Genomic DNA, 12,950 nt, shown 5'->3' on the forward strand with positions numbered 1-12,950 from the left:
CAGTTTCTAGCGGCGTGTTTCACGTGAAACACGCCGCTTTTTTATTGTCTGGCGATTCGGCCTAATTCGGGCCGAAACCGAACCCGTTATAATTCGCCCATACTTTTTTCCTTTGAAGGCTCACGCGACGATCTGGCGTGAGATCCGCGATGCTTTTTCCCACAGAATTTGACGTAATCGTCGTCGGCGGCGGCCATGCCGGCACCGAGGCCGCTTTGGCCTCGGCGCGCATGGGCAATAAGACGCTCCTGCTGACTCACAACATCGAAACGCTCGGTCAGATGAGCTGCAATCCGTCTATCGGCGGCATTGGCAAGGGTCATCTGGTCAAGGAAGTCGACGCGCTCGGCGGTGCTATGGCCGCGGCCACGGACGAGGGCGGCATCCAGTTCCGCATCCTTAATTCCTCCAAGGGCCCGGCTGTGCGCGCGACTCGCGCGCAAGCCGACCGGCTGCTCTACAAGCAAGCGATCCGTCACCGGCTCGAAAACCAGCCGAATTTGTGGCTCTTTCAGCAAGCCGTGGACGATCTGATGGTTGAGGGCGACCGCGTGGTCGGCGCGGTTACGCAAGTGGGAATCCGCTTTCGCTCGCGGGCCGTTGTGCTGACGGCGGGGACTTTCCTCGACGGAAAGATCCACGTAGGACTGAACAACTACACCGGCGGTCGTGCTGGCGATCCTGCGGCTGTGTCGTTGTCGGCGCGTCTAAAGGAATTGAAACTGCCGCAAGGGCGCCTGAAGACCGGTACGCCGCCGCGAATTGACGGTCGGACCATCGACTTTTCGCAACTCGAGGAACAGCCTGGCGATCTCGACCCAGTGCCGGTCTTCTCGTTTCTCGGCCGCGCTGAACAGCATCCGCGCCAGATGCCGTGCTGGGTCACGCATACCAACGAGCGCACGCACGACATTATCCGGGGCGGGCTGGATCGCTCGCCCATGTACACGGGCGTGATCGAAGGGGTAGGGCCACGGTATTGCCCTTCCATCGAGGACAAAATTCACCGCTTCGCGTCAAAAGAATCGCACCAGATCTTTCTGGAACCGGAAGGGCTGACCACGAACGAGTTCTATCCGAACGGGATCTCGACGAGCCTGCCGTTCGATGTGCAACTGGAGCTTGTACAGTCGATGCGCGGCTTGGAGCACGCGCACATCCTCCGTCCCGGCTATGCGATTGAATATGACTACTTCGATCCGCGGGGGCTTAAGGCGTCGCTGGAAACCAAAGTGATCAACGGCCTGTTCTTTGCGGGGCAGATCAACGGCACAACCGGCTATGAAGAGGCGGCGGCGCAAGGCCTCTTGGCCGGCATCAACGCTGGCCTGTTCGTTCAGGGCAAGGAAGCATGGTGTCCGCGTCGGGATCAGGCCTATTTGGGCGTGCTGGTTGACGATCTCGTGACTCGTGGTGTCTCAGAGCCTTACCGCATGTTCACGAGCCGGGCCGAGTACAGGCTGAGTCTCCGGGAAGACAACGCCGATATGCGGTTGACGGAGATTGGCCGCGAGCTTGGCGTCGTTGACGATGTGCGTTGGGATGCATTCAGCCGCAAGCGCGACGCTGTTTCACGTGAAACAGAGCGCCTCCGCACGACTTGGGTGAATCCAAAGACGCTGTCGGCGGATGAAGCGACGGCCTTGCTTGGCAAGCCAATCGACCACGAATATAGCCTCGCGGACTTGCTGCGCAGACCCGGCGTAACTTACGACGGCGTATCGGCATTGCGAAACGGCGCATGCGCTGCACCGGAAATACTGGCCGACGATGACGTACTGCTGGCTCAGATCAAGGAACAGATCGAGATCGGTATCAAGTATCAGGGCTACATCGACCGGCAGGCGGACGAAATAGAGAGGAACGAGGCGCACGAGAGCACGCGTCTCCCGGAAGGTTTGGACTATGCCCAAGTGAGGGGTCTGTCGTTCGAGGCCCGGCAGAAACTGATGCAATTCCGTCCCGAAACCATCGGTCAGGCGTCGCGCATCTCGGGGATCACTCCTGCGGCCATCTCTCTGCTGATGGTTCATCTCAAGCGTGGCTTGGGTCGTCGTCCCGCAAAGACGGCCGCGCCGGACCCGGATAACAAGCCGGTGGTGCAATGACGGTGAAGAGGAGGGGGGGCGACCGGGAAGCGCTGTACCAACTTCTCACCGATGGCGTAGGCGAACTCGGACTCCAGTTAAGCGATGCGCAACTGAGCAAGCTGCTGGACTACGTGGCGCTATTGGCGAAGTGGAATGCCGTCTACAACCTGACGGCCATTCGCGATCCCCGGCAGATGTTGATTCAACACATACTCGACTCCCTTTCGATCGTGCCGCACCTCGTGCAGCGCAACCCGGGGACGGTGCTGGACGTCGGCTCGGGCGGCGGTTTGCCCGGCATCGTCTTGGCGATCGTCCGTCCTGATTGGGGCGTGACCGTGAACGACATCGTTCACAAGAAAACGGCCTTCCAGGCGCAGGCGAAGGCTGAACTTGGTCTGACGAACCTCTCGGTCGTGACCGGGCGTGTAGAAACGCTGCGGCCGGGCGCCGAAGTGTCGGCAAAGTTCGACGTAATCGTGTCCAGAGCATTCGCAGAGCTCGCCGATTTCGTTACACTGGCCCGTCATCTGGTGGCAGAGCAGGGCGCCATTCTCGCGATGAAGGGTGTGCGTCCCGATGACGAAATCGAGCGGTTACCTGCGGGCGCCCACGTGGAACAGATTGTCCGCCTCGACGTGCCGTTTCTCGATGCCGAGCGCCACCTCGTCACGGTTCTTGTGGATGAAGGCGCCTAGCCGCCCTCACTCGCGCACGACGCCATTCCAAATAGACGACGTAACCACTTCTTCAAGCAGCAAAGGGACACTCCAACGATGGCAAAAATTTTCTGCGTTGCGAACCAGAAAGGCGGAGTCGGTAAGACGACGACGGCAGTCAATCTGGCGGCCAGCCTGGCAGCGCAGGGACAGCGAGTCCTTCTGATCGACCTGGACCCGCAGGGCAACGCCACAATGGGCAGCGGCATCGACAAGGCAGCGTGCGCCAACACCGTCTATGAAGTGCTGGTTGACGGGGTCTCGGTGGCTGATGCCCGGATGCGTCCCGAAGCCGTCGGCTATGACGTACTGCCTGCCAACCGCGAACTTGCGGGAGCGGAAGTCGAGTTGGTCAGCGTGCAGAACCGCGAGCGACAGTTGAAGGTCGCGCTTGCGACAGTGGAAAGCGAATACGACTTCGTGTTGATCGACTGTCCGCCCGCATTATCGCTGCTGACGCTCAATGGCCTCTGCGCTGCGCATGGCGTCGTGATTCCCATGCAGTGCGAGTACTTTGCGCTCGAAGGGCTGTCCGATCTGGTCAACACCATCAAGCAGGTGCATGCGAATCTGAATCGCGACCTCAAAGTGATCGGCTTGTTGCGTGTCATGTTCGACCCGCGGATCACGCTGCAGCAGCAGGTCTCCGATCAATTGAAGGAGCACTTTGGCGACAAGGTGTTCGACGCGGTGATTCCGCGCAACGTGCGCCTCGCCGAGGCACCCAGCTATGGGCTGCCGGGCGTGGTGTTCGACAGGGCGTCGCGCGGCGCGCAAGCCTACGTGCAGTTCGGCGCGGAAATGATTGAGCGGGTGCGCGCACTGAATGACGCGCCCCAAGCATCCTAAGTGGATCGAGGAAGCACGATGAATGCAGTAGCAAGAAAGAAGGGATTGGGCCGCGGCCTGGAAGCGTTGCTCGGCGGCAGCACCGACATCACCGAGGCGGTGGTGATTGACGGCGCGCCGAATGTGTTGCCGCTCAGCAAAATGCAGGCGGGCAAATATCAGCCGCGCACGCGGATGGACGAAGGTGCGTTGCAGGAGTTGGCCGCCAGCATACGTGCACAAGGCTTGATGCAACCGATCCTCGTTCGGCCGGTGTCGGCGGACAAATACGAGATCATCGCGGGAGAGCGGCGTTTCCGCGCGGCTCGACTTGCTGGTCTGGAAGAAGTCCCGGTACTCGTGAAGGACGTGCCTGATCAGGCCGCCGCCGCGATGGCGTTGATCGAGAACATCCAGCGCGAAGACCTGAATCCGCTAGAAGAGGCACAAGGCATTCAGCGTTTGCTCGACGAATTCAACTTTACGCACGAGCAGGCCGCCGAGTCGGTCGGCCGCTCGCGTAGTGCCGTGTCGAACCTGCTGCGCCTGCTCAACCTCGCGACACCGGTTCAAACCATGTTACTTGCTGGCGACCTCGACATGGGGCATGCGCGCGCGTTGCTGGCGGTCGACGCAGCGACGCAGATCACGCTGGCGAATCAAGTCGTCAACAAGCGGATGTCCGTGCGCGAAACCGAGAAACTGGTGACTGCGACCACGAAGGCGGCTCCGGCGGTCAAGGCGCGCGCCAATCCGGACGGCGGCCGCGACACGAGACGGCTGGAAGAAGAACTGTCCGATCTGCTGGCCGCAACCGTCAAAATCAAGCTTGGCCGACGCGGTCGCGGGCAGGTGCTGGTCGATTTCGGCGATCTGGACGCGCTCGAGGGTATTCTTGTGCGGTTGCGCGGAAACGCCACGGCTTGAGCGTCTGACGACCGGAGATCCTTCGGTGAGCGGCGCCGAAAAAGATGGTGGCGCGCCGCTCAATTGCACTCCCGGGCGTTGAGCCCGTGGGCTCGGCCGGACACCGGTTTTGGACCGTGGAGTTGGGACCAAATATCAGGGAATCCTAACTAATTTTGGTTCTGCAATACGCGCCTGGAAGGCTGTGACGAACAGTCTGCAGAGGAGGCGACGCGCCGCGCCGGCTTGGCAAACTCATTGTGCTCTGTTGCGTTTTCGACACGGCTGTTGCAACAGTTGCGAGTCAGCTTGACGACCCGAAAAACGGCTCGATCAACGCGCACATTTTACATTTGCAAGACCGCCTTACAGTTGACAGGCTGACCATTCGTCGGGAGCCTTTTCCGCATCGCGAGGAGTCGTTTCGCACTGTTTATTGAACGGCCTAAAGTCTTGAATTGCCTGCAACTATCGCTTACAATCGCCCGGATTTAATTGCACGGCAACCCCGTAAGCGCAGCGAAAGCTCGCTGACCGGAACGAGACTTCGGAACACTGCGATGGCGGTCAAAACGTCGAATCAAGCGCCGAAAAATGGGCGAGACGGGCACCGCGAAAAACGCAGCGTTTCAGAGGCGTCTACCGCTCAGCAAGTCACGCATGAAGAACCGTGGGACGCCGAGCAGGAAAAAATCGTTCCGCTCACGCGGGCCGAGGCTGAAAAGCTGTTTGGTCCCAGTGTGAACCGTCCATCGCGCGTCACCCCTTTAAGGGTCGTGGCAGCGCAAATGGTCTTGTCCCTAGGCGCAACGCTGGTATGGTGGCTGTTCTATGAGCCGCCGGGCGCTGCTGCGCTGTCTGCGTTCCTGGGAGGGGCGATATGCTGGGTGCCGGCCGCATTGTTCGCGGCGCGGCTGAGAACGCTGAGCGGCGCCGAAACAGCAATGAGCTGGATGATCGGCGAAGCGCTCAAGATGGGGACAACGATCGCGATGTTTGTAGCCATCGCCTTCTGGTATCACGACGTACGCTGGGTTCCGCTGCTCGTGACTTATCTCATCGCGCTCAAGACGTATTGGATCGCTTTGGCGTGGCGCTGAAGAGGCAACAGGTAACAGCAAGATTCAAAAGCCGGCGCGCGGCGCCGGCGAGAGCGTGCGGATAAGACAGGATCCGCACCCGGCGTGTTCCCGCAATACAGCATTGGGGCGGGGCGGCCTCAGACGATTTTCGACAATTTGGGTGGCTTTAACGATATGGCAGCTAGCGAAGGCACGCGCGCAATGGATCCGTCCGAGTACATCGCGCACCACTTGCAGAACTTTTCCACCGGACACCAGACGTCGATTTTCGACATCCACGTGTGGAATCTGGACACCCTCTTCTGGTCGATCGTTTGCGGTCTGGCCACCATCTTCATTCTGCACATGGCTGCACGCAAGGCAACGTCCGGCGTGCCCGGCCGTTTCCAATGCGCAATCGAAATGCTGGTCGAGATGGTCGAGGATCAATCGAAGTCGATGATCCACGGCACGCGTACTTTCATCGCGCCGCTGGCACTGACGGTGTTCGTCTGGGTCGCGCTGATGAACGCGCTCGACTTTATTCCTGTCGACCTGCCGGGCCACGTCATCGGCTGGCTTGGTCTGTCCGAAGTCATCCCGCACCACCGCATCGTTCCGACTGCCGACCTGAACGGCACACTCGGCATCGCCCTCGGTGTGTTCGCGCTGATGATTTACTACAACTTCAAGATCAAGGGCGCCGGCGGCTTCGTGCATGAACTGCTGTCCGCTCCGTTCGGCGCGCATCCGCTGCTGTGGATCCCGAACCTTGCACTGAACATCATCGAGTTCGTCGCGAAGACGGTCTCGCTCGGCATGCGGCTGTTCGGCAACATGTACGCGGGCGAACTGTTGTTCCTGCTGATTGCCCTGCTCGGCAGCATCTGGAGCTTCGGCGCGGACACGACGGTGCTTGGCTTCATCGGCCACGTGATCGCCGGCAGCGTGTGGGCAATCTTCCACATCCTGATCGTTCTGCTGCAGGCGTTCATTTTCATGATGCTGACGCTGGTGTACATCGGCCAGGCACACGACACGCACTAAACCGCGCAGTCGTTAAAGAATCGTAGTTTTTCAAATCCCAGTTCCAACCAGTTCTAAAAGACTTTTCACAAAGGAGTGATCATGCAAGCTTTCATCGCCAACATCCAGGGTCTGACCGCCATCGGTATCGGCATCATCATCGGCCTGGGTGCAATCGGCGCCTGTATCGGTATCGGCCTGATGGGTGGCAAGTACATCGAAGCATGTGCTCGTCAGCCGGAACTGATGAACCCGCTGCAAACCAAGATGTTCCTGCTGGCTGGTCTGATCGATGCGGCGTTCCTGATTGGCGTTGGTGTGGCAATGCTGTTTGCGTTCGCGAACCCGCTGCTGTCGAAGCTGGCAGGCTGAGGTTCCTCGGAAGTTTGCGCCTGAGCTATAACTGGTAAAGGCGCAGGGCGGAACGGGCACTTAGGCGCTGATCGAACACAGAATCGATGAGCGCCTTGCCGTTTCACTTTCCGAACTAGCAACGTTTAAGGAAACACCGTGAATCTCAACGCAACCCTGTTTGCGCAAATGGTCGTGTTCCTGATCCTCGCGTGGTTCACGATGAAGTTCGTGTGGCCGCCGCTGATCAACGCCCTCGACGAGCGCGCGAAGAAGATCGCCGACGGTTTGTCGGCTGCAGAAAAGGGCAAGGCAGAACTGGCAGCCGCTCACAAGCGCGTCGACCAGGAACTTGCTCAGGCACGCAACGACGGTCAGCAGCGTATCGCTGACGCCGAAAAACGCGCCGTGGCAGTCGCTGACGAAATCAAGGCTCAAGCACAGGCTGAAGCCGCTCGCATCATCGCGCAAGCGAAGGCCGACGCTGAGCAGCAAGTCGTTAAGGCGCGCGAAACGCTGCGTGGTGAAGTCGCCGCGCTCGCAGTGAAGGGCGCTGAACAGATCCTGAAGCGCGAAGTCGACCAGGCAGCGCATGCTGACCTGCTGAATCAACTGAAAGCCGAGCTCTGATCATGGCCGAACTTGCAACCATCGCCCGTCCGTACGCAGAAGCGCTGTTTGGCGTGGCCGAAGCTGGTGACATCGCCGCCTGGTCCACGCTCGTGCAGGAGCTGGCACAGGTTGCGCGTCTGCCCGAAGTGCTGTCGATCGCCTCGAGCCCGAAAGTAAGCCGCGCCCAGGTCAGCGAACTGCTGCTGGCTGCGGTCAAGTCGCCGCTCAAGGACAACGCGCAAGCGAAGAATCTGGTGCAAATGCTGGTGGACAACCATCGCCTGCAATTGATGCCGGAAATCGCCGTGCAGTTCGAAGAGTTGAAGAACGCCCGCGAAGGGGCGGCCGATGTGCTGATCGTCAGCGCATTCCCGCTCGAGGGCGCGCAGTTGAACGACCTCGTCGCAAGTCTCGAACGCAAGTTCAAACGCAAGCTGAAGCCGACGGTCGAGATCGACCCGTCGTTGATCGGCGGCGTGCGCGTGACGGTCGGCGACGAAGTGCTCGATACCTCGGTCCGCGCGCGGCTTGCCAGCATGCAAACGGCTCTGACGGCCTGAAGCGCCTCGCGCTGAAGCGGCTGGCACGCAACAGAATTGACTATCAGGAGCGAATAATGCAACTCAATCCCTCTGAGATCAGCGAGCTGATCAAGAGCCGGATCCAAGGCCTTGAAGCGAGCGCAGACGTTCGCAACCAGGGCACCGTGATCTCCGTGACCGACGGTATCGTGCGTATTCACGGCCTGTCGGAAGTGATGCAGGGCGAAATGCTCGAATTCCCGGGCAACACCTTCGGTCTCGCGCTGAACCTCGAGCGCGACTCGGTCGGCGCCGTGATTCTGGGTGAGTACGAGCACATTTCGGAAGGCGACATCGTCAAGACGACGGGCCGCATTCTGGAAGTGCCGGTTGGCCCGGAACTGCTCGGCCGCGTGGTCGATGCACTGGGTAACCCGATCGACGGCAAGGGCCCGATCAACGCGAAGAAGACTGACGCGATCGAAAAGATCGCTCCGGGCGTGATCTGGCGTAAGTCGGTTTCGGAACCGGTCCAAACCGGTCTGAAGTCGATCGACGCAATGGTGCCGGTTGGCCGCGGCCAGCGCGAGCTGATCATCGGCGACCGCCAGTGCGGCAAGACCGCAGTCGCAGTCGACGCGATCATCAACCAGAAGGGCAAGAACCTCTTCTGTATCTACGTCGCGATCGGCCAGAAGGCTTCGTCGATCATGAACGTGGTCCGCAAGCTGGAAGAAACCGGCGCGCTGGAATACACGATCGTCGTCGCCGCTTCGGCGTCGGAATCGGCTGCCATGCAGTACCTGGCACCGTACGCCGGCTGCACGATGGGCGAATATTTCCGTGACCGCGGTCAAGACGCGCTGATCGTTTATGACGACTTGACCAAGCAGGCTTGGGCATACCGTCAGATCTCGCTGCTGCTGCGCCGTCCGCCGGGCCGTGAAGCATATCCGGGCGACGTGTTCTATCTGCACTCGCGTCTGTTGGAACGTGCTGCTCGTGTCTCGGAAGAGTACGTCGAGAAGTTCACCAATGGCGAAGTCAAGGGTAAGAGCGGTTCGCTGACGGCACTGCCGGTCATTGAAACGCAAGCCGGCGACGTGACCGCATTCGTTCCGACGAACGTGATCTCGATTACCGACGGTCAGATCTTCCTTGAAACCGACCTCTTCAACGCAGGTATCCGCCCGGCAATTAACGCTGGTGTGTCGGTGTCGCGCGTCGGTGGTGCGGCTCAAACCAAGGTCGTGAAGAAGCTGTCGGGCGGTATTCGTACCGACCTCGCGCAGTATCGTGAACTGGCAGCGTTCGCGCAGTTCGCATCGGACCTCGACGAAGCAACCCGCAAGCAGCTGGAGCGCGGCCGCCGCGTGACGGAACTGCTGAAGCAGCCGCAATACCAGCCGCTGCAAGTGTGGGAACTCGCTATCTCGCTGTTCGCCGCGAACAACGGCTACCTCGACGATCTGGAAGTGTCGCAAGTTCTGCCGTTCGAAAAGGGCCTGCGCGAATATCTGAAGTCGAGCCACGCTGACCTGGTCAAGCGCGTCGAAGACAACAAGGAACTCTCGAAGGACGACGAAGGCCTGCTGCACACGGCCGTCAAAGACTTCAAGAAGTCCGGCGCTTATTGATCTGCGAGTGATCCGCAAGGCATAAACGGACCTTGAAGCGGCGCGGGCCGCATGCGAATGCTCCCGCGCTGCTTCGATCGCTTTGCATGGGACCCGGGTAAGCGTTGAAGCACTAACTCGGGCCGACAAGGAGCAAGCAATGGCTGGAATGAAGGAAATTCGCGGCAAGATCAAGAGCGTGCAAAACACGCGCAAGATCACGAAAGCGATGGAGATGGTGGCCGCATCGAAGATGCGCCGCGCTCAGGAGCGCATGCGCGCTGCTCGCCCGTATGCCGACAAGGTCCGCGATATCGCTGCGCACATGAGCCGTGCGAACCCCGAGTATCGTCACCCGTTCATGGTGTCGAACGAAGGCGCGAAGACGGCGGGCATCATCCTCGTCACGACCGACAAAGGTCTGTGCGGGGGCATGAATACCAACGTGCTGCGTGCAGCGCTGCAGAAGTTCAAGGAACTGGAAGGCCAGGGCAAGACGATCGAAGCAACTGCGATCGGCACCAAGGGCTTGGGTTTCCTGAACCGCTTGCGCGCCAAGGTGGTATCGAATGTCGTGCATCTGGGCGATACGCCGCATCTGGAAAAGCTGATCGGCGCGGTGAAAGTTCAGCTCGACCTGTACTCGGAAGGCAAGGTTTCGGCGGTGTATCTCGCATACACGCGCTTCGTCAACACGATGAAGCAGGAGCCGGTGATCGAGCAACTGCTGCCGCTGGCGGCAGATCAGTTCGAGCGCAAGGACGAGCAGAGCGCGACGCCGACCACCCAGTGGGACTACATCTACGAGCCGGATGCACAGGCAGTGGTGGACGAACTGCTGGTGCGTTATGTCGAGGCGCTGGTCTATCAGGCCGTCGCGGAAAACATGGCGTCGGAGCAGTCGGCCCGTATGGTCGCAATGAAGGCCGCTTCGGACAATGCGAAGACGGTCATCAACGAACTGCAGCTTGTGTATAACAAGAGCCGTCAGGCCGCGATCACGAAAGAACTGTCGGAAATCGTCGGTGGCGCGGCGGCCGTCTGACCTTCATGGTCAGCGTGTCGCCTTGCGTGCGCCCGTGAGGCGCACCATCCAGGCAACCGGTCTGGGCGATTCCATCGAAACAGCGCCTTTGCGCGAGTGAAGAATTGAGTATCTAAAGGAAAAGCGATGAGTACTACTGCTTTGGTAGAAGGCAAGATCGTACAGTGCATCGGCGCGGTGATCGACGTGGAATTCCCGCGTTCGGACATGCCGAAGATTTACGACGCGCTCATTCTGGAAGGTTCGGAACTGACCCTCGAAGTCCAGCAACAGCTGGGCGACGGCGTTGTCCGTACCATCTGTCTGGGTGCATCGGACGGTCTGCGTCGTGGCACGGTCGTCAAGAACACTGGCAATCCGATCAGCGTGCCGGTCGGCAAGCCGACGCTCGGCCGCATCATGGACGTTCTCGGTCGTCCGATCGACGAAGCCGGTCCGATCAACTCGGACGTGGTTCGCGGCATTCACCAGAAGGCTCCGGCGTTCGACGAACTGTCGCCGTCGACCGAACTGCTCGAAACCGGCATCAAGGTTATCGACCTGATCTGCCCGTTTGCCAAGGGCGGTAAGGTGGGTCTGTTCGGTGGCGCCGGCGTCGGCAAGACCGTGAACATGATGGAACTGATCAACAACATCGCTAAGGAACACGGTGGTTACTCCGTGTTCGCCGGTGTTGGCGAGCGTACCCGCGAAGGGAACGACTTCTATCACGAAATGAAGGACTCGAACGTTCTGGACAAGGTCGCGCTGGTGTACGGCCAGATGAACGAGCCGCCGGGCAACCGTCTGCGCGTCGCGCTGACCGGCCTGACGATGGCTGAGCATTTCCGTGACGAAGGCCTCGACGTGCTGTTTTTCGTCGACAACATCTACCGTTTCACGCTGGCCGGTACCGAAGTGTCGGCACTGCTCGGCCGTATGCCGTCGGCTGTGGGCTATCAGCCGACGCTGGCTGAAGAAATGGGCAAGCTGCAAGAGCGCATTACGTCGACCAAGACCGGCTCGATCACGTCGGTTCAGGCCGTGTACGTCCCTGCGGATGACTTGACCGACCCGTCTCCGGCTACGACTTTCGGCCACCTGGACGCTACCGTCGTGTTGTCGCGTGACATCGCTTCGCTGGGTATCTACCCGGCAGTGGACCCGCTCGATTCGACCTCGCGTCAGATCGACCCGAACGTGATCGGCGAAGAGCACTATTCGATCACGCGCGGCGTGCAGCAAACGCTGCAGCGCTACAAGGAACTGCGCGACATTATCGCGATTCTGGGCATGGACGAACTCGCACCGGAAGACAAGCTCGCCGTGGCGCGCGCTCGTAAGATCCAGCGTTTCCTGTCGCAGCCGTTCCACGTTGCTGAAGTGTTCACGGGTTCGCCGGGCAAGTACGTTCCGCTGAAGGAAACGATCCGCGGCTTCAAGATGATCGTTGAAGGCGAGTGCGACCACCTGCCGGAACAAGCCTTCTACATGGTCGGCACGATCGACGAAGCCTTCGAAAAGGCCAAGAAGATCCAGTAAAGGTCGGGTGTAACGAAGCGGGCGCCGGCCTCGCGCGCGATGACTTCCGCACGGGAGTCGTCCGCAAAGCCGGCGCCTCTCACTACGCTTAACCCAGCCTTGCACGGGGCCAGAGCGAGCGCTAAAGCGCTAACCCTGGTCGCCACAGGAGTCGACATTTATGGCAACCATTAAAGTAGACGTCGTCAGCGCGGAAGAGCAGATCTTCTCGGGCCAGGCGAAGTTCGTCGCGCTGCCGGGCGAAGCAGGTGAACTCGGCATTCTGCCGGGCCACACGCCGCTCATCACCCGGATCCGTCCGGGTGCAGTGCGCATCGAAGCTGAAAACGGCGAAGAAGAGTTTGTGTTCGTCGCCGGCGGCATCCTCGAAATTCAGCCGGGTGCAGTGACGGTTCTCGCCGACACGGCGATTCGCGGCAAGGATCTCGACGAAGCCAAGGCCGAAGACGCGCGCAAACGTGCGGAAGAAGCGCTGCAGAACACGGGCTCGAACCTCGAATACGCGACCGCCCAAGCGGAACTGGCGTACGCGACGGCTCAGCTTGCTGCGATCCAGCGTCTGCGTAAACTGCGCGGTCAGAGCTAAGCAACACGTATCAGAGAAAAGGCAGCCCGCGTGGCTGCCTTTTTTTATCCTTCACTTGACGTTTACGG

General features: G+C 60.1%; 13 protein-coding genes. All 13 read left to right on the top strand.

The annotated features are described in order from the left end of the window. Nucleotides 1-149 precede the first annotated feature (149 nt). The gene (gene mnmG, locus SB753_RS21485) at nucleotides 150-2,108 is read left to right on the top strand and encodes a tRNA uridine-5-carboxymethylaminomethyl(34) synthesis enzyme MnmG (protein ID WP_410801710.1); all 1,959 of its coding nucleotides are present in this window, start codon (nucleotides 150-152) and stop codon (nucleotides 2,106-2,108) included. Next, nucleotides 2,105-2,788 (top strand): 16S rRNA (guanine(527)-N(7))-methyltransferase RsmG, encoded by a 684-nt coding sequence (gene rsmG / locus SB753_RS21490; RefSeq protein WP_410801712.1) that lies wholly within the window; start codon nucleotides 2,105-2,107, stop codon nucleotides 2,786-2,788. Before mnmG ends, rsmG begins: the two co-directional genes overlap by 4 nt. Nucleotides 2,789-2,866: 78 nt before the next feature. Next, nucleotides 2,867-3,658 (top strand): ParA family protein, encoded by a 792-nt coding sequence (locus tag SB753_RS21495; RefSeq protein WP_020067419.1) that lies wholly within the window; start codon nucleotides 2,867-2,869, stop codon nucleotides 3,656-3,658. Nucleotides 3,659-3,676: 18 nt separating this feature from the next. Beyond that, complete coding sequence (locus SB753_RS21500; RefSeq protein ID WP_410801714.1) at nucleotides 3,677-4,564, top strand: ParB/RepB/Spo0J family partition protein; 888 nt, start codon at nucleotides 3,677-3,679, stop codon at nucleotides 4,562-4,564. Nucleotides 4,565-5,103: 539 nt separating this feature from the next. Then, nucleotides 5,104-5,643, top strand: coding sequence for an ATP synthase subunit I (locus tag SB753_RS21505; RefSeq protein ID WP_410801716.1), 540 nt, complete (start codon nucleotides 5,104-5,106; stop codon nucleotides 5,641-5,643). Nucleotides 5,644-5,799: 156 nt separating this feature from the next. Further along, on the top strand, nucleotides 5,800-6,651 hold the full coding sequence (atpB, locus tag SB753_RS21510; RefSeq protein WP_027776916.1) for a F0F1 ATP synthase subunit A: 852 nt from the start codon (nucleotides 5,800-5,802) through the stop codon (nucleotides 6,649-6,651). A gap of 81 nt (nucleotides 6,652-6,732) precedes the next feature. After that, nucleotides 6,733-7,002, top strand: coding sequence for a F0F1 ATP synthase subunit C (gene atpE / locus SB753_RS21515; RefSeq protein WP_007180033.1), 270 nt, complete (start codon nucleotides 6,733-6,735; stop codon nucleotides 7,000-7,002). Nucleotides 7,003-7,140: 138 nt separating this feature from the next. Then, complete coding sequence (locus SB753_RS21520; protein ID WP_020067423.1) at nucleotides 7,141-7,611, top strand: F0F1 ATP synthase subunit B; 471 nt, start codon at nucleotides 7,141-7,143, stop codon at nucleotides 7,609-7,611. Nucleotides 7,612-7,613: 2 nt separating this feature from the next. After that, a complete protein-coding gene (locus SB753_RS21525; RefSeq protein WP_020067424.1) occupies nucleotides 7,614-8,153 on the top strand; it encodes a F0F1 ATP synthase subunit delta in 540 nt (179 codons plus the stop codon). Between the two features lie 56 nt (nucleotides 8,154-8,209). After that, nucleotides 8,210-9,751, top strand: coding sequence for a F0F1 ATP synthase subunit alpha (gene atpA / locus SB753_RS21530; RefSeq protein ID WP_020067425.1), 1,542 nt, complete (start codon nucleotides 8,210-8,212; stop codon nucleotides 9,749-9,751). Nucleotides 9,752-9,890: 139 nt separating this feature from the next. Next, the gene (atpG, locus tag SB753_RS21535) at nucleotides 9,891-10,775 is read left to right on the top strand and encodes a F0F1 ATP synthase subunit gamma (RefSeq protein ID WP_020067426.1); all 885 of its coding nucleotides are present in this window, start codon (nucleotides 9,891-9,893) and stop codon (nucleotides 10,773-10,775) included. Between the two features lie 126 nt (nucleotides 10,776-10,901). Further along, nucleotides 10,902-12,296: a F0F1 ATP synthase subunit beta gene (atpD, locus tag SB753_RS21540; RefSeq protein ID WP_020067427.1), complete on the top strand. Its 1,395-nt coding sequence runs from the start codon at nucleotides 10,902-10,904 to the stop codon at nucleotides 12,294-12,296. Between the two features lie 160 nt (nucleotides 12,297-12,456). Further along, the gene (locus SB753_RS21545; RefSeq protein ID WP_020067428.1) at nucleotides 12,457-12,882 is read left to right on the top strand and encodes a F0F1 ATP synthase subunit epsilon; all 426 of its coding nucleotides are present in this window, start codon (nucleotides 12,457-12,459) and stop codon (nucleotides 12,880-12,882) included. Nucleotides 12,883-12,950: the final 68 nt, after the last annotated feature.

Origin of the sequence: Paraburkholderia sp. SIMBA_053 (genome assembly GCF_046534895.1) — a bacterium.
GTDB lineage: Bacteria > Pseudomonadota > Gammaproteobacteria > Burkholderiales > Burkholderiaceae > Paraburkholderia > Paraburkholderia caledonica.

Coding starts and splice junctions, on each gene's coding strand:
- SB753_RS21525 (WP_020067424.1), top strand. CDS start 7,614: ATGGCCGAACTTGCAACCATCGCCCGTCCGTACGCAGAAGCGCTGTTT.
- SB753_RS21505 (WP_410801716.1), top strand. CDS start 5,104: ATGGCGGTCAAAACGTCGAATCAAGCGCCGAAAAATGGGCGAGACGGG.
- atpB (WP_027776916.1), top strand. CDS start 5,800: ATGGCAGCTAGCGAAGGCACGCGCGCAATGGATCCGTCCGAGTACATC.
- rsmG (WP_410801712.1), top strand. CDS start 2,105: ATGACGGTGAAGAGGAGGGGGGGCGACCGGGAAGCGCTGTACCAACTT.
- SB753_RS21500 (WP_410801714.1), top strand. CDS start 3,677: ATGAATGCAGTAGCAAGAAAGAAGGGATTGGGCCGCGGCCTGGAAGCG.
- atpA (WP_020067425.1), top strand. CDS start 8,210: ATGCAACTCAATCCCTCTGAGATCAGCGAGCTGATCAAGAGCCGGATC.
- atpG (WP_020067426.1), top strand. CDS start 9,891: ATGGCTGGAATGAAGGAAATTCGCGGCAAGATCAAGAGCGTGCAAAAC.
- atpE (WP_007180033.1), top strand. CDS start 6,733: ATGCAAGCTTTCATCGCCAACATCCAGGGTCTGACCGCCATCGGTATC.
- SB753_RS21545 (WP_020067428.1), top strand. CDS start 12,457: ATGGCAACCATTAAAGTAGACGTCGTCAGCGCGGAAGAGCAGATCTTC.
- SB753_RS21495 (WP_020067419.1), top strand. CDS start 2,867: ATGGCAAAAATTTTCTGCGTTGCGAACCAGAAAGGCGGAGTCGGTAAG.
- mnmG (WP_410801710.1), top strand. CDS start 150: ATGCTTTTTCCCACAGAATTTGACGTAATCGTCGTCGGCGGCGGCCAT.
- atpD (WP_020067427.1), top strand. CDS start 10,902: ATGAGTACTACTGCTTTGGTAGAAGGCAAGATCGTACAGTGCATCGGC.